An 18876-nucleotide genomic window follows, 5' to 3' on the forward strand; every position below is an offset into this window, starting at 1 on the left:
CGATGTTTAATTAAATAAGCAAGTTTTTTGCGGCAGTTGTTTGAATATCTGCTATAGACTTATTTGATTATCGTGAAGTATTTACTACGTTAGCGATTCTAACGATGTCATAAAAAAGAGTAAAGCTAACATAGACATTTTTTGACCAACCGAATCAGAATCATCAACTTTTTTTATTTGATTGAATCACGCAACAAATATCCACTTTATCCCTATTAAGCATAATAAAAATGGATTTATATACCCAACCCTACTGCAAAAAATTTACTCAAATGCCAATTAAATGCAGCAGGGCTCAGAAAAGGTCTAGCGCATTACCAGCCTAACTGCTTGTTCAAAGTAGCAGAATCATAGTAATCACCTTGGTAAACGATTTTGTCATTTTTAACACGAACAAAACTGACGCCTTCAAAGTTAATTGGCTTGTTGGTTGCTGGAGTATCTTTACCCCATGCGCCAGTGTTATTCCCTGTGAATTTCCACTGGAAAGAAATACCATCTTTACTCTCAATTGGTTTACTGGTCATTTCCCACTTTAAGTCAGGCACAGCATTTATAAATACACTAATGACGTTATCTCGTGCTGCCACTTGCCCATTTTGAGGTGTTCCTACAGCAGCATCATAAAATACCGCATCATTCGCTAAATGAGATGCCGCTTTATTCGCGTTATGCTCATTCCATGCTTTCATATAAGATTCGACAACCTGCTTTGGTGGTACAGCTGCATGAACAACTGTTACGCTCGCCATGACTGGAACTAAAACAAGTGCTTGTAAAATATTTTTCATGTGTAATCCCTTTTAGAAAAAATATATGAGTTGATTAATAATTGAATTCTGGTGATGCGTACGAAGACTTAATCTTCGTATGCACTCATCACGTGTTTAATGCGCGTGTATTCTTCAAAGCCATAACCAGATAAGTCTTTGCCATAACCCGACTTTTTAAATCCGCCATGTGGCATTTCCGCAGTCAGTGGAATGTGCGCATTGACCCACACCGTACCAAAATCCAAATCACGGCTAAAACGCATGCTGCGACCATGGTCATTTGTCCAAACGCTGGAAGCCAGACCGAATTCAACATCATTGGCTTTGTCTAAGGCATCTTCCTCATCTTTGAAAGTTTGGATGGTCACAATCGGTCCAAAAATTTCATTTTGAATCGCTTCATCCTGTTGTTCTAAGCCGCAGATGATGGTCGGTTCAAAATAGTAGCCCGCGTATTGCGTCACTTGTTTTCCACCCGTCACAATTTTGGCGTGTGCGGGTAAGCGATCTAAGAAACCCTGAATATGGAACAGCTGTCTTTGATTGTTTAAAGCACCATATAAAGCGGTTTCATCATCAGGTAAACCACAGTGTATTTTTTTGGTCTTTTCCAGCATTTTTTCCATAAACGCTTCATAAATGCTTTCTTGTACTAAAACACGTGCAGCTGCAGTACAGTCTTGTCCTGCATTAAAGAAACCAGCTACAGAAATTGCATCGGTGGCTTTTTCAAGATCCGCATCTTCAAACACCAATACGGGTGCTTTACCGCCCAATTCCAAATGTGCTTTTGCCAAGTTGCTCGCAGCAGACGCTGCTACTTGTAACCCTGCACGGACTGAACCTGTAATCGACACCATTGAAGGAACAGGATGAGATACAACTTTTGAACCTGCATCTGCCAAACCTAGAATGACGTTAATCGCGCCTTTCGGGAAAAATGGCGCAGCAATTTCCGCTAAGAGCAAGGTACTATTCGGTGTTGTATCACTCGGTTTTAAGACCACCGTATTACCAGCGGCTAAAGCAGGCGCAATTTTCCACACCGCCATCATTAATGGATAATTCCACGGTGCAACTTGTCCCACCACACCAATCGGTTCGCGTCGAATGCTCGACGTGAAGCCTTCTAAATATTCACCCGTCGATTTCCCTTCCAGACAGCGCGCAGCACCTGCAAAAAAGCGAATATGGTCTGCAGAGGTTTTAATTTCTTCAGCAGCAATCATATGTTTAAGTTGACCCGTTTCTAAACTTTGAACATCAACCAACTGTTCAGCATGGTTTTCTAGGGCATCCGCAAAAGCCAATAATGCTTTTTGACGCATGGATGGGGTTGATCGCCTCCAGACTTTAAACGCAGCTTTTGCACAATCATACGCATAATCAACATCTTGTTGAGTCGCATTTGGAGATTGAGCATAAATCTGACCATTTACAGGGCTAATTAAATCAAAGAATTCAATCCCTGAGGTTTGAACAAATTCACCATTTATAAAATGTTTTAATTGTTTAACGTGCATTTGAACAGATCCGTTCGCCTGTCCTAAATTTTCACCGATATGAAGGTCTGTCATGCAATTTCCTTATTTCGCAATTCAATAAAATATCTTTTTTTTCACCACAACTGCTTATGTAGTATTTCTACTTTTTCTTGTCAAGGAAAAATATTTTCATATTTCTATTGTAATCCAATATATATTTCCATTATTATATGTACATATTTTAAATATTATCTTCAACAATTTGATAGTTGAAATAACAATAAAATATTGAAAAATATGTAAATAATTAAAATACACTCTAAAAATTACATCTATACAAATATGTAAAGTTATTTTTCTCAATTTACACAAAAAATGATTTTTTTTCCCAAATTGGCTCCTTATCAAATTGCCAAATTGGCTCTCGTTTGCCATTCCGAAAACCGACAAATTAAGCCCTGTAAATACCTTGCGGTTTGAAAAAAATTTTAGCTATACACGTAAATTTTGAATCAGACTCGCAAATAAGAAATATCTTTTAAAACCAAAAAATCAATCTAAGCAATTGATTAGGATAACTTTCTTAAGTTTATTTAATCGTCATAGAAACGTTTTACACACAGATGAATCGATACCCCAAACAGGATTGGGCGTATTCAAAAACACTGATGTATTGAACTTTATTGCAGAATAAGGAAATTGCATGACAGACCTTCGTATCGGTGAAAATTTAGGACAAGTGGAAAGTTCCGACACAGTCCAATCTTCACAATTTGAACGATCAATCGGATTAATCTCAAATTTCTCACTTGGTTTTACCTATTTATCACCATTAACGGCAGTGTATTCATTATTTGCACTCGCCATCACCCTTGCAGGTCCGCCATCCATCTGGTGGATTATGATTGCCGCTTTCGGACAACTCTTGGTTGCCATTGTGTTTGGTGAAACCGCTTCACAATACCCAATTACTGGTGGTCTATATCCTTGGGCACGTCGTCTATGGGGCAGAAAATATGCATGGATGGCCGCGTGGATTTACCTTTGGGCATTAGTCGTTACCGTCACTTCAATTGCAGAATACAGTGCTGGATTCGTGGCATCACTGTTCCATTTTGAAGCAACAGCAATGAATTGCTTAATCACCGCCATTGTTTTACTCATCTTATGTATGGTTGTGAATATGTCGGGCACCAAAAACCTGGCACGCGTTGCCCGTATTGGTTTCTGGTGTGAAATTGTCAGTGTAATTGCACTCGGTATCTACCTGTTAATTTTCCACCGTGCACAACCTTTCTCAATCGTATTCGATACGATGGGTGTTCTCGCACAAAACGGCTCTTATACAACTGCTTTCTTCTCTGCATCACTGCTTGGTTTATTCATGTTCTTCGGTTTCGAAGCTTGCGGTAACGTCGCAGAAGAAGTTAAAAATCCAAGTCGCCAAATTCCTGTTGCCATGATTTTAAGTATCGTATTTGGTTGCGTTTCTGCAATGGTTTCTGTTTTAGGCTATTTACTTGCATCACCAAACTTACAAGCGATTGTAAATGGTCAAGTGACTGATCCAATTCCATTTATTTTACGTGATGCCTTGGGTACCCATGGTGCGAATCTGTTTATTGTGATTGCGATTATTGCAATGTTGTCTTGTATCTTGTCTTTACAAGCTGCGCTTAGCCGCCTGCTGTTCTCTTTTGCTCGTGACCAAATGCTGCCTGGAAATCAATGGATTGCTAAATTATCGAAGCAAAATGTGCCTGATAACGCGATGATTTTAAGCTGCTTATTGCCATTAATTTTCTGTGTTGTGGTTTATTTCTCTCCAGACAACTTAGCGCGTATTACTGCCTTTGCTGTGATTGGTATTTATGTTTCTTTCCAAATGGTGGTCTTTGCAGCACTCAAAAATCGCTTAAAAGGCTGGAAACCTGCGGGCGAATGGAGTGTTGGTGCGTGGGGCTTACCAATCAATGCACTGGCATTGGCTTATGGTCTCGGTGCAATTTTCCTGCTCGCTCAACCAGCAGATGCAGCATCATTCTTTGACAGCTGGATTGTATTAATCGGCTTGGCTGTAGTGATTGGTAGCGGTTTGCTTTATATGTTCATTGCAAAACCGTATGGCAAATCGCAAGCACCTGAAAATGATGCGCTGTCTTATGCCGCTAAACTCCGTCAAAAACGCAATTCAGTCTAATCAACTCTGAACATTGGCTTAGCGATCAAGTTTCAACCGAATACTAGAATGTACCTTCTGCAAAAACAGTAAGTACATTCTAACGCTAAGCACAATGATCAAAATCAAGCGTGAAGTGGCTGAACTACAGCATATGGTCGTCATGTAGCTCGAATGATACATATGCCTGATTCAAAGCCATTTATGTCATGGATGACGAATCTGAAAAGATTCAAAAATTGCAGGTTATAAGAAATGGACAATCGAAACCTTAATGTTCGTAAACTCACCTTATGGCAAGTCATTATTGTCGGCATTGCCTATATGACCCCCATGACGGTGTTCGATACCTTTGGTATTGTATCGGATGTCACCAGTGGTCGTGTTCCCCTTGCCTATATTTTTGCACTGGTTGCCATGTTACTTACGGCATTTAGTTATGCCCGCCTAAGTCAACAGACTGATCGTCCTGGTTCAGCCTATACCTATACTGCGGAAAGCTGTGGTACTGCGGCAGGCTTCTTTGTCGGTTGGTGCTCATTACTCGATTACATTCTACTGCCTTTAATCAATGCCTTACTGGCGGGTATTTATCTGAATGCACTCATGCCAGCAGTGCCCTATGCGGTCTGGGTGTTGATTGCGGCTGGATTAGTCACATTAGTGAACTGTTTTAGAATTCATATTCTTGCCAATCTTTCTTTACTGTTTGTTTTTGTTCCTTTAATCATGCTAGTAATCTTTATTTATCTGGTGATTCATGGCATCAGCAGCAATGGATATGAACATGTCCTCACCTTAACGCCATTATTTAATGGTGATAACAGTATTCTTCCTTTGATTACAGGTGCCTCGATTCTTTGCTTCTCATTTTTAGGTTTTGATGCGGTCACCACTTTATCTCACGAAACTAAAAACCCGAGAAAAACCATCCCACGTGCAGTCATACTGACCACCTTAATTGGTGGCGTGATCTTCATTTCTGCCTCATGGTTTATTCAGCTCTACTTCCCAGACAATTCAAGATTTAAAGACCCAGAAGCGGCATTACCTGAAATTGCCTTATATGTTGGTGGTGCATTATTCCAAGCCGTTTTCCTTGTGGGGCAAATCATGAATACCGCTGCATCGGGCTTGGCTTCACATGCCAGTGCTGCTCGCCTCATTCATATCATGGGTCGTGATGGAATTTTTCATAAAGGTATTTTTGGTGCAATCAACCACAAATTAGGTACGCCTTTATATTCTGTCCTCACCATCGGTTTGATTTCGATGACTGCAATGTTTTTAGATCTATCGACTGTACTGAACCTGATTAGTTTCGGTGCCTTGATTGCCTTTACTGCGGTGAATTTCTCGGTCTTTATGAAATTTTATGTACAGGACAAGCAACGCACAGGACTCAAACATTTCGCCTTGAATCTGTGCTTACCTTTTTTATCCGTCTTATCCATTGTGGTGATGTGGGTCAATTTAGAATCCAGCGCCTTACATTTCGGTGGTGTTTGGCTAGCTTTAGGTATCGTGCTGTTTATTTATAAGAAACTGCGTAAACAAAGTATCGTCCTGAGCAATGCTTAAAAAGACGAATAAAATGAATAGAGAGTTAAATATGTCAATCAATGTCACAAAACCTAAATTACTCCAAGATGTTGCCTTTAAAGCCAGTCAATATCAACAAACGGGTAAAGAGTGGAACTGGATTGCCCCTACACGAGGACAATTTGATCATCCTGCCAACTATTATGAAAGCTCATTACCAGATTGGAACACATTCCCCGCGCTGAATAGCGATATTGAATGTGATGTCGTTGTCATTGGCGGTGGATTATTAGGATCCTCTGCTGCACTGCATTTGGCAGAACAAGGCATTGAAACGGTATTGGTTGAAAAAAACCGAATCGGCAGCGCGGCTTCAGGACGTAATGGTGGACAGCTCACCCCTGGATTGGCACGTTGGGAAGCCGAAACCATGGCAGAACACTTTAGCTTTAAGGATGCGAAAAAGTTATGGCACTTTACCTCGACTGAAGCCATGGCTTTAATTGACAGCATTAGCGAAAAATATAACCTAGATCTACAGCGTAAACGTGGGCATATTACGGCTGCAGTCCATTCTGGTCATTTAGATGCTTTACGTGACGGCATGCAAGCACGTGAATACTTGAAAGACAAAAATACCTCCATGCTGAGTCAGGATGAATTGCGTGAACACATTCAATCTACGAATTATTTTGGTGGCTTGCTAGATCACTTAGGTGGACATATTCATCCCTTAGCCCTCACTCGTGGTTTGGCGTATGGTTTTTGCCACAATGGCGGCAAAATCTATGAACAAACTGAAGTCATTTCTATTCAAGAACATGCCGATGGCGTTTATGTCAGCACTAGCAATGGTGTGATTAAGGCTCGTAAAAGCGTGGTGATGGCTGTGCATCATGCTTCGTTTAAGTTATTGGAACAACGTACCCAAACCACCATTCCTTTCTATACTTATGTGTGTACCACCGCACCATTAGAAGTGGATTTAAAAGAATTACTACCAACCGATATGCCTGTGTATGACACCCAGTTCCAGATTGATTATTACCGTGGCGTATCTCAAAATCGTTTACTGTTTGGTGGTGAAGGTACAGGTTCATGTTGGGGGGCTGAACAAACCCATGACTATTTACTTGGGCGAATTCAACATGTATTTCCACAACTGAAACAAGTCAAAATTGATTTTGTTTGGAGTGGTACCACCGATTTAACCGTGAATGGTGCGACAGACTGCCGTAAATTTGGAGATAAATACTCCATCTATTCGGTACAAGGCTGGAGTGGTCATGGTGTCGCGCAAACTGTCCGCATCGGTAAAGCAATTGCCGATGACTTCAGTAGTCATTCAGATGATTTTGAAATGCTCACCAAAATTCAGCATATGAATATTCCGATGGGTCGTGCTCTCGCCCCGATTGTAATCCCGATTGCCAAGAGCATGTATGGCATTGGCGCGATGATTAATCCTGGGAAAATGGTGTCGTTCTAAAGCATGCTTCCGCCCTCTTTATGGCTGCCCTTGTGCAGCCTTTTTTATTTTTATCTTCGATCTATTTTTTAGCTTTAAAACTTTCACTATTCATATGGATAAACGCAGCGCGTTAAAAAATGAAAACAGCTGCCTTCTCAAAAATAAATTTTAATGGATTGAATAATGAGAGATAGGTGAATGATGAGAAACAGAATGCGAAAATCGATTTTTCAAGATTATGGTTTCATGCTTTTTTTCTTACGAGAGTCTAAATAAAACTCAATTAATGACCATATCACAATCAGTAAAAATAAGAGCAATCCCAAAAGAGAAGCTGTAAAATACATCATACTGTTCAATCCTAAACTTACTGAGGAGAAACGATCACGATCCAATGAAACTCCATTTCATCTACGACAAAAGTCTAATATGGTTTAGTGACAATGAATAGTGATTTTTTTTAATTAACTCATACTTTTTTTTAATAAATTCAGCGCTAAAAGCGATTAATCTAGCGAATTCAATCTTTTTTGCACAAATTCATCACATAACTCAAAAAATAAAAAATATACATTCGTACTTTATTATTGGAATTACGACAATCCAGCCATTGACCTTATTTTAAAATAAGAAGAAATTAGCAGGCTTGATTAACCCCATCACATTAAGATTTGCTATGTTAAAAAAAATGATTGGTGAGTCCGCATTTAAACTTGCGGGTTGGCAATATCACGTGGAACCGAATACGCTAGAAAACAAACAGGTGATTGTTGGCTTTGAACACACCTCTATGATGGATGCAGTTTTATCTATAGCATTGTTTCAAATTTATGATATTAAAATCCATACACTTATCAAAAAAGAACTGTTCAAAGGACCGATGAAACCGCTGCTGGAAGCATTGGGTGGTATCGCAGTAGATCGCAAATCCAATCAGGACATCGTGGGACAAATGGTCGACCTGTTTGCTTCACATGAAAAGTTCAATCTGGTGATTGCACCTGAAGCCACGCGTGCCAAAAATGGTGAAACACGTAGACCCATTCGTACAGGCTTTTGGCATATTGCGAAAGCGGCAAATGTACCGATTGTGCTGATGTATGCCAACTCGCAAACCAAACAAGGCGGTATTTTTGGCAAAATTTATCCTACTGAACTACATCACGACCTCGCGCTCATGCAAAAGCTCTATAAAGAAAATGTAGGTCTCGACATCGTTATTCCAGAACTGAAATAGTTCAAGCCAATTGTATAAAAACTCAAAGCTAAGCCCTTTCTCAAAAAAAAGGGCTTATGGTAGAATCTGCACAATTTGATTTGGCATAAAGCCAATCTACAAGGAGCATATTTCGCATGGCGGGTCATTCCAAGTGGGCTAATACTAAGCATCGTAAAGCAAAACAAGATGCGAGCCGCGCTAAAGTATTCACAAAATTCATTCGTGAAATCGTTACAGCTGCACGTTTAGGTGGCGGTGATGTTGCATCTAACCCTCGTTTACGTGCTGTTGTTGAGAAAGCATTAGTCGCAAATATGACGCGTGATACGATCAACCGTGCAGTCCAGCGCGGTGTTGGTGGTGAAGAAAATGCTGATTTAAAAGAAGTCACTTACGAAGGTTATGGCGTTGGCGGCGTTGCTGTTATTGTTGAAACCATGACGGATAACTTAAACCGTACTGTGCCTGATGTTCGTCACTGTTTCTCTAAAACTGATGGTAACTTAGGGACTAACGGTTCAGTTGCATTCTTGTTCACTAAACGCGGTGAGATTACTTTTGAAGATGTTTCTTTAGAAGACAAGATCATGGACGTGGCTTTAGAAGCGGGTGCAGAAGACATTGAAGTGTCTGAAGATGAAATTTTGGTCATTACCACACCTGAATCTTTCGGTGATGTACAAGATGCTTTGACTGCGGCAGGTTTAAAATCTGACAATGCAGAAGTGGTGATGAACCCTTCAACTAAAGCATTGATTTCTGACATCGAACAAGCGAAAAAAATCGTAAAAATGATTGATATGTTTGAGGATTTGGATGACGTGCAAAACGTTTATACCAATGTTGAATTCACAGATGAAGTTTTAGCTCAACTTGACGCTTAAGCCCATCAATATAAAAAACGCGCATATTGCGCGTTTTTTATTGTCTAAAATAAAGAAACTTGTTCTACAATACAGACTAAAATCAAACTTTATTTAATAAACCACGACAGTTAAAGACGTCATATTCCTTAATCACAAAACTGGAATGCAGCGCCACCACATGCTCAATTTTACCAATCCGATTCAACAGAATCTGACTGTAGTTTTCCATATCGCGTGCAATCACTTCGACAATAAAATCTGCCGACTGCCCTGTCACTAAAAAAGCATTGATCACTTCTGGAATGCTTTCCAATTCTTCCAAAAACATGGAAAAGGTATCACTGTCATGTTTACTTAAGGACACTTGCAGTAAAACATGCAAACTAAAACCGAGTTTTTGATAATTGATATCACGACGGACATTGGTCATGACATTGGTATCAATCAAATGCTTAATGCGTCGGTGTACAGAGCTCACAGAAAGATTAATTCGCTCTGACAATTCATTCAGATTCACATCTTCATGGGTTAATATTTCCAGAATTTGTTTATCAAAGCGGTCTAATTCCATTACTGGCTCCAAAATAAAAAATTGAGTGCAGACAAGAACTCACGTATGAATTATTTGAGTTTTGCAAAATACGTGTTCGACATCTGAAAATGATTATTTCGTTTATTGCACTAAAAATAAAGTCATTGTGCTACTTATTTTTAGAAAATGAGTCATTTATAGAAATTTAATCACAAAAATACCCATTTTCATCAATAGGATTTCATTCTTAAAGCAGATCTACGAGTTTATTTTCATTTTCTTTATCAAGGTATCAATTACATTCCACGCCAGTCGACACGTGCATTACGTTCGGTTTGATAAATCCGCAGTACGTATTGTGCCAAAGGCATGTCTAAAAATTGCTGCTTAAAGTCATAAAACTCTTCAGAGCTTCCCGAGACATAATCATCTTCACGTTCCCAAGGCGTACCATCAATTTCCAAAAGCGGTGCCAGCATTGAACACACTGAAATATCAGCAAGTCCAAAGCGTTCGCCAACAAAATAGCGTCCACCATTTTCGAGTAATTTCTGATTGAGCAAGGCAATCAGTTGTTCCATTTGGTGCTTGGAATATTCTACTTTTTCAGTATCCAGCTGATAACTTTTTGAAACCAGTGTTCTTAAAATAGGTTTAGAAAACTTCTCGAATTGACGTAAATAGCCTTTTTCACCAATCATGATCTCTAGGGTTTCATCACTTTCCGATAAACTTTGCGCCAAACCCCAACGGCGCACATGCAATCCCAATTCAGAAGCCAAGGCATTCACTTCGAGAGCCATTTCTCTTAAATGCGGATCGGCTCTTAATAAAGCATGTTCAGGATAGGTCTGGTCTAAATACAGGGCAATCTGAGTGGAGTCAGCAATCCAATAATCGTTGTCTTTTAATATCGGAAGTTTATTCTGTCCTGTTTTGAGTTGGGCGAAAGCACGATGCACACCCGGAATTAAATTCTGCGCCACATAGTCCAATTGTTTATGATCGAGTAACCAGCGAGCTTTCTCACAATAATGAGATAAAGGGAACTGGTATAAAATTCGCATAAACACTCCAAAAGATACTGGGACATTGATTTACCAAGAAAACCAACGCTTTCAGTCTGTTACTTTAGTCAGTCAAGCCCAGAAAAACAATGTACTTTTATCCCAAAATAAACACCAGCGGTTCTTGCACCGTTATACATTTTTATGTCTTGAATATCTCTAAACTTGATAATCCACACTTTTTTGACATCACAGCAATCTCTAAAAAAATATATACCTTACAAATCAATCAATTAATTTATCTGATTTTATTCAAACTTTTCCATTTAAAGTTTTAAACATCGTTTTTCATAAGCACATAGAAATCAATCATTTAATTTTGTAAGGCACAGCACTTATGGTTTGGAGATTGCTTTAAAGGTGTCACCATGGCTTATCTCAATTCAAAAAATATACAGATCCTCGAAAATGATCAGGATGCAATAAATGCAGCTTATCAAGTCGCAGATTTTGCCCTCGAAGGTCGAAATCATCGCGATCAAACGCGAACTTTACCGTTTGCCGAAATAGAACAATTTAGCCAAAAAGGTTTGGGCGGTTTAAGAATTCCAAAACAATACGGCGGCGCTTATGTGTCCAACAAAACACTGGTACGTGTATTCCGTATTCTAAATCAAGCCGACTCCAGTGTCGGACAAATTCCGCAGAATCAAATTAGTCTGCTGTATTTAATTGACCTGATGGGCACAGAGGCACAAAAACAGTTTATCTTTCAGCAAATTTTAGAGGGTACCCGCTATTCAATTTTGTTTGTGGTGCGTGATGATTACCAGCAGCAACATCCTGAAAAAGCCGCGCAACTGGAAAAATTCATCAAAATTTATCAAACATCAGCCAAAGTTAAACAAACTCTGAATGATGAAATTGGCTCAAAACTTTGGTTCCCCGGTTGGAAGTGAGATTGAGCGATGACAAATTCAGTTTCTACTACTAAAAATCGTAAAACATGGCTGATTGGCTTGGCTGTGGTGATCTTGATTGGTGCTGTAGCGGTTTACCGCTATAGCCAAAGTCAGGTACAGCAAGATGTGTTAACCATTGGCATTAGCCCTCCCTATGCCGAGCTGTTACAAAGCGTCGCAGATGAAGTTCAGAAGCAAGGAATTCAGGTCAAACTGGTCGAGTTTTCTGACTGGCATGCCCCGAATGTCGCAGTACAAAATGGTGATATTGATGCCAATTTTTTTCAACAAAGTGTATTTCTACGCAATGCCATTCGTGAAACTCGATATGATTTACATGCCTTCGCAACAGGAACAGGCAGTCATGTTGGACTATATTAAAAAAAGTATAAGTCCTTAGATCAGCTCCCAAACAAAGCCCGCGTGGTGATTCCGAATGATCCTGTGAACTCAGCTCGTGCATTGATCCTAATGCACCGTGCAGGCTTGATTCAGTTGAAGGATCTCAATAATGAACTTTCGACCGTGCAGGACATCATCCAAAATCCGAAACAGCTGCAATTTATTGAAGTCGAAGGTCCACAAACTGCGCATGCTTATAACGATGCCGATTTGATCTTTGGTTTTCCGCATTATTTAAAAATGGCGAAAGTCACCGACCCGCATAGTGCGCTGTTCCTCGACCCTATCGATAAGAAATACGCCATTTTATTCGTAACCCGTAAAGACTATAGCGACCCCAATCAAAAACTTGCCATCTTTGTCAAAGCTTTCCAAAACTCTAAACATGTTCAAGAGATTTTAGACCGTGATTTTGGCAGCAAGATGTGGTTTGAAGGTTGGAAATAAGGAGAAAGACAATGGTGAGTTTTGGTTCTCATGTGGATTTTTCCCTTCCACATATCAAAATCCGAAATTTGAACAAGTATTATTCGGTACAAAATCAACAAGTCCATGCCCTGAAAAACATTGATCTAGATATCCCGAAAGGAAAGATTTTCGGCATTATCGGTAAAAGTGGTGCAGGTAAATCATCCCTGTTACGCACCCTGAATGGCTTGGAAAAAGTCAGTGAAGGTAGCATTCATATCCATCAAGACAATTTGGCAGAATTGAATCATGCAGAACTGATTCAAGTTCGTCAGCGCATTGGCATGATCTTTCAGCACTTCAATTTAATGTCGGCTAAAACCGTGTGGGAGAATGTCGCGCTACCGCTCAAAATCGCCAAGTACAGTGCCTCTGAAATTGAGCAACGGGTCAGTGAAGTACTGCAATTGGTCGGTTTAGCCAATAAGGCACAAAACTATCCAGCGCAACTCTCGGGCGGACAAAAGCAGCGTGTGGGCATTGCCCGTGCACTGGTTCATCATCCTGAAATATTGCTGTGCGATGAAGCGACTTCGGCGCTTGATCCTGAAAGCACTTCCGTGGTGTTATCGCTGCTTAAGGAAATCAATCAAACTCTGGGTATTACCATTGTCCTGATTACCCATGAAATGCAGGTGATTCGAGAAATTTGTGATCAAGTGGTGGTGATTGAGCACGGTGAAATCGTGGAGTCGGGACAAGTCTGGTCGGTGTTTTCCAATCCTCAGCAGCAAATCACCCAAGAATTACTGAGTTTAGAACAATTGATTGGAAAGTTCGTGGTCGCACTGCCGCAAGCCAATCTTGATCTCGTTCAATTAACACAACAATTACAACATCAGTTTGCTGATATCGAGGTATTGGGCTATGCACGACCAACTCATTGACTTATTACTCTCGGGCACGATTGATACCTTGATTATGGTAGGGGTATCGGCAATTCTGGCTTTTCTGATTGGTTTACCGATGGCAATTGTACTGGTGAATACCAGTGAACATGGCATTTATCCCTCTAAACCCATTAATCACGCTTTGGGCTGGGTGGTAAATATCACCCGTTCGGTGCCTTTCCTTATTTTAATGGTCGCCCTGATTCCCTTAACGCGTTTGATTGTCGGCACCAGTTACGGGGTTTGGGCAGCGGTTGTACCCTTGACCTTAGCGGCTACACCCTTCTTTGCACGCATTGCAGAAGTGAGTCTGCGTGAAGTCGATCAGGGCCTAATTGAAGCGGCGCAAGCGATTGGTTGTAACCGTAAACAGATCATTTGGCATGTATTACTGCCTGAAGCATTACCTGGAATTATAGCTGGATTTACCGTCACCATTGTCACCATGATTAACTCCTCTGCCATTGCAGGTGCCATTGGTGCAGGCGGATTAGGTGATATCGCCTATCGTTATGGCTATCAACGTTTCGATATGCAAATCATGCTGGCTGTGATTGTGGTGTTGGTGGTTCTGGTGATGTTGGTGCAAGCCACAGGTGACTCCCTCGCCCAACAACTGGACAAACGAAAAGTTTAACAATCATTCACTTAAAGCAGCCCTTAAGAAAGATACAAGCCATGACCTGACTTTGTCATGGCTTTCATGTAAAATCAGCGCCAATTTTTAAATAATACGTTGTGAGTCATTTCATGGGTTTTAATTGCGGTATTGTCGGCTTGCCGAACGTTGGTAAATCTACCCTTTTCAATGCGTTAACTAAAGCAGCAATTGCGGCAGAAAACTTCCCGTTCTGTACCATTGAACCAAACACAGGGATTGTTCCTGTTCCAGATCCACGTTTAGACAAATTAACTGCAATTGTAAAACCACAACGTGTAATTCCAACCACAATGGAATTTGTCGACATCGCAGGTTTGGTTGCGGGTGCATCTAAAGGTGAAGGTTTGGGTAACCAATTCCTTGCCAACATCCGTGAAACTGACGCCATCGCACACGTGGTTCGTTGTTTTGAAGATGAAAACGTGATTCACGTAAACGGCAAAATTGACCCGTTAGATGATATCGCAACAATCAACACAGAGCTTGCACTTGCGGACTTGGAAACTGTGACAAAAGCAGCGACTCGTCTAGCTAAATCAGCGAAAAGTGGCGACAAAGAAGCGATCGCAACTAAAGCTGTTTTAGACAAAATTCTACCTTTATTAGATGAAGGCAAACCTGCTCGTGCAGCTACGCTTGATGATGACGAGCGTAAATTAGTCCGTGGTTTTGGTTTAATGACTTTAAAACCAACCATGTACATTGCCAACGTGGCTGAGGATGGTTTTGAAAACAACCCGCATTTAGACGCGGTGAAAAAACTTGCTGCTGAAGAAAATGCGATTGTGGTTCCGCTTTGTAACCAAATCGAAGCGGAAATTTCTTTACTTGAAGATGAAGACCGTGCTGAATTCCTTGAAGCCATGGGTATGGAAGAGCCAGGTTTGAACGTGGTGATCCGTGCAGGTTACTCACTCCTTGGCTTACAAACATACTTTACTGCAGGTGTGCAAGAAGTTCGTGCTTGGACGGTAAAAGTGGGTGCAACTGCGCCACAAGCAGCAGGTGTTATTCACACTGACTTCGAGAAAGGTTTTATCCGTGCAGAATGTATTGCTTATGATGACTTCATTCAATACAACGGCGAAGCAGGTGCCAAAGAAGCGGGTAAATGGCGTTTAGAAGGTAAAACGTATGTCGTTCAAGACGGTGACGTTTTACATTTCCGTTTTAACGTTTAATATCCACAATTCGATTAATTAAAAGCCATATAAAGTACTATATGGCTTTTTAATATCCAACCTACCATGAATAACTATCATAAAAATGTCCAGATCCCATAAAAAGAAAAAAAAGTTTTTTAATTCAAAGCAAAAAAATCAAAATTTAAATCTGTCAGAAAACCCGAATTCGCAACTTTTACATAATGAAAAAAAAACAGTTCATCAGCAATTTACTTTACCACTTTATGCTGAAAAAGCTTATTTTTATGGTTTTTCAATAAAATATATATTCTTAAGCATTCTGATTATCTTATTGACTATCCCAATTTTACTCTTTTTTGAAAACTTTTTTATTGAAACCTTTAATTTAGATTCAGATCAAATAATAGCTCAGTATTGGTGGGGACTTCAAAGTTTACCCCTCATTATTCTAATATGTTTTATTCCTTTCACACATTATCAAACAAACTTAATTAAAAATTATGTTATAACCTCGAATGCTTTGCATATTATTTATACCAATCAAAATATAAAAGTAATTGAATACAAAGATATACTCGATGCATCGAGTGTTTATGCAGGTACAGGAATCCAGCAATTCAGAATTTCATATTATTGCCTGAAGACAAAAGAAATCATCTGTGACTACCCAATATTCGTAGAGAATATTAGTATATTCAATATCTATCCTATTAAAAATGAATATTTTCTTATTGCATCATTTCTTCAACAATTACACATTCACAATCCGAAAGCATCTATCAGTGCGGTATGTTTATATCATTACCAAATTGATTCAGAATCCTTACAGCTTGATGAGGAAAAATATTTCTTAGAAAAACGACTCTGGCTAGCCTATTTCCTTCTACCATTGATAGTGATTGGTATTCTTTACTTCACCACATAACAAATCATTTTTTTCATGACGTACCTAATACGCAAGTAAGGCTACATAAAATTCAAACGATATTGATTATCATTATATTTACATTAACCATAACTTATCCTACACTCTAGGTCAAAGATATAAAAATTGACTTAGGAATACTGTTTTATGGCTTACGTTCTCCCTCCTCTACCTTATGCCTATGATGCACTCGAACCGAATATTGATGCCAAAACTATGGAAATTCACCACAGCAAACATCACCAGACTTATATCAACAACATTAATGCTGCAATTGAAGGGACTGATTGGGAAAACTTGACTGTGGAGCAATTAGTGGCTCAAGTGAATAAAGTCCCTACGGAACTCAAAAACAATGTCATTAACAATGCAGGTGGGCACGCCAATCACAGCTTATTTTGGACCATTATGAGTCCTCAAGGCGGTCGGCAACCTGTAGGAAAAATTGCGGCAGCGATCGATGCTGAACTGGGTGGATTCTATGCCTTTAAAGAGGCCTTTACCAAAGCTGCACTGACCCGCTTCGGAAGTGGTTGGGCATGGCTTACGGTCACCCCTGATCATAAATTATTGGTGGAAAGCAGTGCCAATCAAGACTCCCCACTGATGCACGGTCATACTCCAGTTTTAGCACTCGATGTATGGGAACATGCCTATTACCTGAAATATCAGAACCGACGCCCTGAATATATTGCGGCGTTTTTTAATGTCGTAGACTGGCAGGAAGTGAACCGCCGTTATGAACACGCAATCCAGTAATATGGACGCAATATCTGAGTTGCCTATGTCATCCTTTCAGCGACTACGCTACATCTTGGGATTCATAATTCTATTGAGTGGTGCACTACTTAGTCTTTATAAGCTCGCGGCATTCTTACATGTCTTCTAAGTTTGAAAAATTCTGCCCAATGATCATCCATTCATTATTTTAAGCATTGGACATGCTTAAATTTAGGGTGTAGAAATCTGCACGGGTTCGGGTTTTTTATCCATCGCTGCACGTTGCTTTCGTGCCTGTTCCAATATGCGCTGCTGTAATTGCTTTCTAAACCCAAGCAAAAACACCGCTTCAGCCAATACAAATAATGGACCAATAATTAAACCCACCAAATCATCGACAAACGCGGGCTTTTTCTTTTCATAGAAATGTCCCACAAATTGGAACACCCAGCCCACCACAAAAATACCAATGCTCGACAGTAACCACCCGCTCATACTTAAAGCAGCCACCTTTAATGCCATCGGATAGACCGCAGAGAACAGCAATAACATGATGCAACCGAACCAGATGTCCAGTTTTAAATAATAAATTCCACCGATCAAAATTAACACCAAGGCTAGCGTGATTTGAAAGCCTGAAAAGAAAAAATCTGCTCGTGCAGTCAGACACAGAATAGAAAACACAATCAGCGGAATCCCCACAAAGTGGGTTAAGATATTTTTATGATTTAGATGATAAGCCGCATACTGGCTTAATAGCTGTTCTAATTTACTCATTCGAAACATCCTTGCAAAATCGATGCATCCACTATATAAAAAATTCAAATTTTCAGTTGTCAGCTTGCCGACAACTCCAAATAGCAGAATACCTATGACCCTTGAACTGGAAGATTTACAACAGCTTGCCAATAATCGCTGGTACTCCGAACTGCCGACTCCTTTTCAACAGTCAATCGTGCAGCATGCACGTGTGCAACACTATGAGAAAGATCAAGCCATTTTTTATTCGGGAGATCGCTTTGATGGTATCTATGCTGTGTTAGAAGGTGCTGTACGCTTAGGCTATGTTGATATTGAAGGCACGCAATCCATTGCTGCAATTGTTGAGCCTATCATGTGGTTTGGGGAGATTTCATTAATAGATCAGCAACCTCGCTCTCACGATGCCATTGCCATTCAAAAAACACGGATTCTGCATATTCCCGATGCTGCCATTCAAACATTACTCGCAGCACAGCCTCAGTTTTGGTTTCATATTGCACAATTGACCAGCCAAAAATTACGCATGGCTTTTTTAGAGTTAATCTCGATTCAAACCCAGACCATCCGCCAACGGCTGGCTTTAAGATTAATGCTGATTTTGCAAGGCTATGGCAATCATATCTTGATTGAAAAAAATGTGATTCAACTGAGTCAGGAACAACTGGCACAAATGCTGACCTGCTCACGACAAACAATCAATCAGGAGTTGCAGGCTTTGGAAAAACTCGGAGTGTTAAAACTTGCGTTTAAAAAAATTGAAATTATAGATCAGGAACAATTACATCATTTGGCCTATACCCAGCACAGCTAAAACCCAAACAAGACAGGTAATTTTATGGTGCAAAAGTTTTCACCATAAATGTGCACA

General features: G+C 40.0%; 16 protein-coding genes and 2 pseudogenes. 13 read left to right on the forward strand and 5 right to left on the reverse strand.

Features of this window, described 5'->3' with window-relative positions:
* Nucleotides 1–314 precede the first annotated feature (314 nt).
* Both MKI85_RS02105 and MKI85_RS02110 read right to left on the reverse strand, forming a co-directional pair.
* Nucleotides 315–791 (reverse strand): ester cyclase, encoded by a 477-nt coding sequence (locus MKI85_RS02105; RefSeq protein WP_241624549.1) that lies wholly within the window; start codon nt 789–791, stop codon nt 315–317.
* Nucleotides 792–859: 68 nt separating this feature from the next.
* A complete protein-coding gene (locus tag MKI85_RS02110; RefSeq protein WP_241624855.1) occupies nt 860–2296 on the reverse strand; it encodes a gamma-aminobutyraldehyde dehydrogenase in 1437 nt (478 codons plus the stop codon).
* Between the two features lie 664 nt (nt 2297–2960).
* Here MKI85_RS02110 and MKI85_RS02115 point away from each other — a divergent pair.
* The 5 genes from MKI85_RS02115 to MKI85_RS02135 all read left to right on the forward strand — a co-directional run bounded on the left by MKI85_RS02115 (nt 2961) and on the right by MKI85_RS02135 (nt 9552).
* Nucleotides 2961–4457, forward strand: coding sequence for an APC family permease (locus MKI85_RS02115; protein ID WP_241624551.1), 1497 nt, complete (start codon nt 2961–2963; stop codon nt 4455–4457).
* Between the two features lie 234 nt (nt 4458–4691).
* Nucleotides 4692–6017 carry an APC family permease gene (locus tag MKI85_RS02120; protein WP_241624553.1) on the forward strand — a complete coding sequence of 442 codons (1326 nt, stop codon included), beginning with the start codon at nt 4692–4694 and terminating at the stop codon, nt 6015–6017.
* Nucleotides 6018–6048: 31 nt separating this feature from the next.
* Complete coding sequence (locus tag MKI85_RS02125) at nt 6049–7467, forward strand: NAD(P)/FAD-dependent oxidoreductase (protein ID WP_241624555.1); 1419 nt, start codon at nt 6049–6051, stop codon at nt 7465–7467.
* A 658-nt stretch (nt 7468–8125) separates the two neighbouring features.
* The gene (locus tag MKI85_RS02130) at nt 8126–8686 is read left to right on the forward strand and encodes a 1-acyl-sn-glycerol-3-phosphate acyltransferase (RefSeq protein WP_241624556.1); all 561 of its coding nucleotides are present in this window, start codon (nt 8126–8128) and stop codon (nt 8684–8686) included.
* A gap of 116 nt (nt 8687–8802) precedes the next feature.
* Nucleotides 8803–9552: a YebC/PmpR family DNA-binding transcriptional regulator gene (locus MKI85_RS02135; protein ID WP_241624557.1), complete on the forward strand. Its 750-nt coding sequence runs from the start codon at nt 8803–8805 to the stop codon at nt 9550–9552.
* An 82-nt stretch (nt 9553–9634) separates the two neighbouring features.
* Here MKI85_RS02135 and MKI85_RS02140 read toward each other — a convergent pair whose 3' ends face one another.
* Nucleotides 9635–10105 (reverse strand): Lrp/AsnC family transcriptional regulator, encoded by a 471-nt coding sequence (locus tag MKI85_RS02140; RefSeq protein WP_241624558.1) that lies wholly within the window; start codon nt 10103–10105, stop codon nt 9635–9637.
* 257 nt (nt 10106–10362) lie between these two features.
* Nucleotides 10363–11133, reverse strand: a complete 771-nt coding sequence (locus MKI85_RS02145; RefSeq protein ID WP_241624559.1) for a glutathione S-transferase family protein — start codon at nt 11131–11133, stop codon at nt 10363–10365.
* A 368-nt stretch (nt 11134–11501) separates the two neighbouring features.
* On the opposite strand from MKI85_RS02145, the pseudogene MKI85_RS02150 reads away from it, so the two are divergent.
* From MKI85_RS02150 to MKI85_RS02180, 7 genes and pseudogenes are all read left to right on the forward strand, one after another.
* Nucleotides 11502–11996: pseudogene (locus MKI85_RS02150) on the forward strand (acyl-CoA dehydrogenase family protein); the annotation flags it as partial.
* Between the two features lie 45 nt (nt 11997–12041).
* Nucleotides 12042–12884, forward strand: a pseudogene (locus MKI85_RS02155) (MetQ/NlpA family ABC transporter substrate-binding protein).
* A gap of 11 nt (nt 12885–12895) precedes the next feature.
* Nucleotides 12896–13792 (forward strand): methionine ABC transporter ATP-binding protein, encoded by an 897-nt coding sequence (locus MKI85_RS02160; protein ID WP_241624560.1) that lies wholly within the window; start codon nt 12896–12898, stop codon nt 13790–13792.
* Entirely contained in the window at nt 13773–14432 is a 660-nt protein-coding gene (locus MKI85_RS02165; RefSeq protein WP_241624561.1) for a methionine ABC transporter permease, read from the forward strand. Before MKI85_RS02160 ends, MKI85_RS02165 begins: the two co-directional genes overlap by 20 nt.
* A gap of 113 nt (nt 14433–14545) precedes the next feature.
* Nucleotides 14546–15637, forward strand: a complete 1092-nt coding sequence (gene ychF / locus MKI85_RS02170; protein WP_241624563.1) for a redox-regulated ATPase YchF — start codon at nt 14546–14548, stop codon at nt 15635–15637.
* An 85-nt stretch (nt 15638–15722) separates the two neighbouring features.
* Entirely contained in the window at nt 15723–16526 is an 804-nt protein-coding gene (locus MKI85_RS02175) for a hypothetical protein (protein ID WP_241624566.1), read from the forward strand.
* 147 nt (nt 16527–16673) lie between these two features.
* Entirely contained in the window at nt 16674–17285 is a 612-nt protein-coding gene (locus MKI85_RS02180) for a superoxide dismutase (RefSeq protein WP_241624568.1), read from the forward strand.
* A gap of 192 nt (nt 17286–17477) precedes the next feature.
* Here MKI85_RS02180 and MKI85_RS02185 read toward each other — a convergent pair whose 3' ends face one another.
* Nucleotides 17478–18023: an Mpo1 family 2-hydroxy fatty acid dioxygenase gene (locus MKI85_RS02185; RefSeq protein WP_241624569.1), complete on the reverse strand. Its 546-nt coding sequence runs from the start codon at nt 18021–18023 to the stop codon at nt 17478–17480.
* A 94-nt stretch (nt 18024–18117) separates the two neighbouring features.
* On the opposite strand from MKI85_RS02185, the gene MKI85_RS02190 reads away from it, so the two are divergent.
* Nucleotides 18118–18819, forward strand: coding sequence for a Crp/Fnr family transcriptional regulator (locus MKI85_RS02190; protein WP_241624570.1), 702 nt, complete (start codon nt 18118–18120; stop codon nt 18817–18819).
* The last annotated feature ends 57 nt before the right edge of the window (nt 18820–18876 follow it).

Origin of the sequence: Acinetobacter zhairuonensis, from assembly GCF_022601715.1 — a bacterium.
Classification (GTDB): domain Bacteria; phylum Pseudomonadota; class Gammaproteobacteria; order Pseudomonadales; family Moraxellaceae; genus Acinetobacter.

What these genes read in the sequence shown, in the direction of transcription:
- MKI85_RS02185 (WP_241624569.1), bottom strand. Translation starts at nt 18,023, where the DNA reads ATGAGTAAATTAGAACAGCTATTAAGCCAGTATGCGGCTTATCATCTA.
- MKI85_RS02120 (WP_241624553.1), top strand. Translation starts at nt 4,692, where the DNA reads ATGGACAATCGAAACCTTAATGTTCGTAAACTCACCTTATGGCAAGTC.
- MKI85_RS02105 (WP_241624549.1), bottom strand. Translation starts at nt 791, where the DNA reads ATGAAAAATATTTTACAAGCACTTGTTTTAGTTCCAGTCATGGCGAGC.
- MKI85_RS02190 (WP_241624570.1), top strand. Translation starts at nt 18,118, where the DNA reads ATGACCCTTGAACTGGAAGATTTACAACAGCTTGCCAATAATCGCTGG.
- MKI85_RS02165 (WP_241624561.1), top strand. Translation starts at nt 13,773, where the DNA reads ATGCACGACCAACTCATTGACTTATTACTCTCGGGCACGATTGATACC.
- MKI85_RS02180 (WP_241624568.1), top strand. Translation starts at nt 16,674, where the DNA reads ATGGCTTACGTTCTCCCTCCTCTACCTTATGCCTATGATGCACTCGAA.
- MKI85_RS02140 (WP_241624558.1), bottom strand. Translation starts at nt 10,105, where the DNA reads ATGGAATTAGACCGCTTTGATAAACAAATTCTGGAAATATTAACCCAT.
- MKI85_RS02115 (WP_241624551.1), top strand. Translation starts at nt 2,961, where the DNA reads ATGACAGACCTTCGTATCGGTGAAAATTTAGGACAAGTGGAAAGTTCC.
- MKI85_RS02110 (WP_241624855.1), bottom strand. Translation starts at nt 2,296, where the DNA reads ATGCACGTTAAACAATTAAAACATTTTATAAATGGTGAATTTGTTCAA.
- MKI85_RS02145 (WP_241624559.1), bottom strand. Translation starts at nt 11,133, where the DNA reads ATGCGAATTTTATACCAGTTCCCTTTATCTCATTATTGTGAGAAAGCT.
- MKI85_RS02125 (WP_241624555.1), top strand. Translation starts at nt 6,049, where the DNA reads ATGTCAATCAATGTCACAAAACCTAAATTACTCCAAGATGTTGCCTTT.
- MKI85_RS02160 (WP_241624560.1), top strand. Translation starts at nt 12,896, where the DNA reads ATGGTGAGTTTTGGTTCTCATGTGGATTTTTCCCTTCCACATATCAAA.
- MKI85_RS02175 (WP_241624566.1), top strand. Translation starts at nt 15,723, where the DNA reads ATGTCCAGATCCCATAAAAAGAAAAAAAAGTTTTTTAATTCAAAGCAA.
- MKI85_RS02135 (WP_241624557.1), top strand. Translation starts at nt 8,803, where the DNA reads ATGGCGGGTCATTCCAAGTGGGCTAATACTAAGCATCGTAAAGCAAAA.
- ychF (WP_241624563.1), top strand. Translation starts at nt 14,546, where the DNA reads ATGGGTTTTAATTGCGGTATTGTCGGCTTGCCGAACGTTGGTAAATCT.
- MKI85_RS02130 (WP_241624556.1), top strand. Translation starts at nt 8,126, where the DNA reads ATGTTAAAAAAAATGATTGGTGAGTCCGCATTTAAACTTGCGGGTTGG.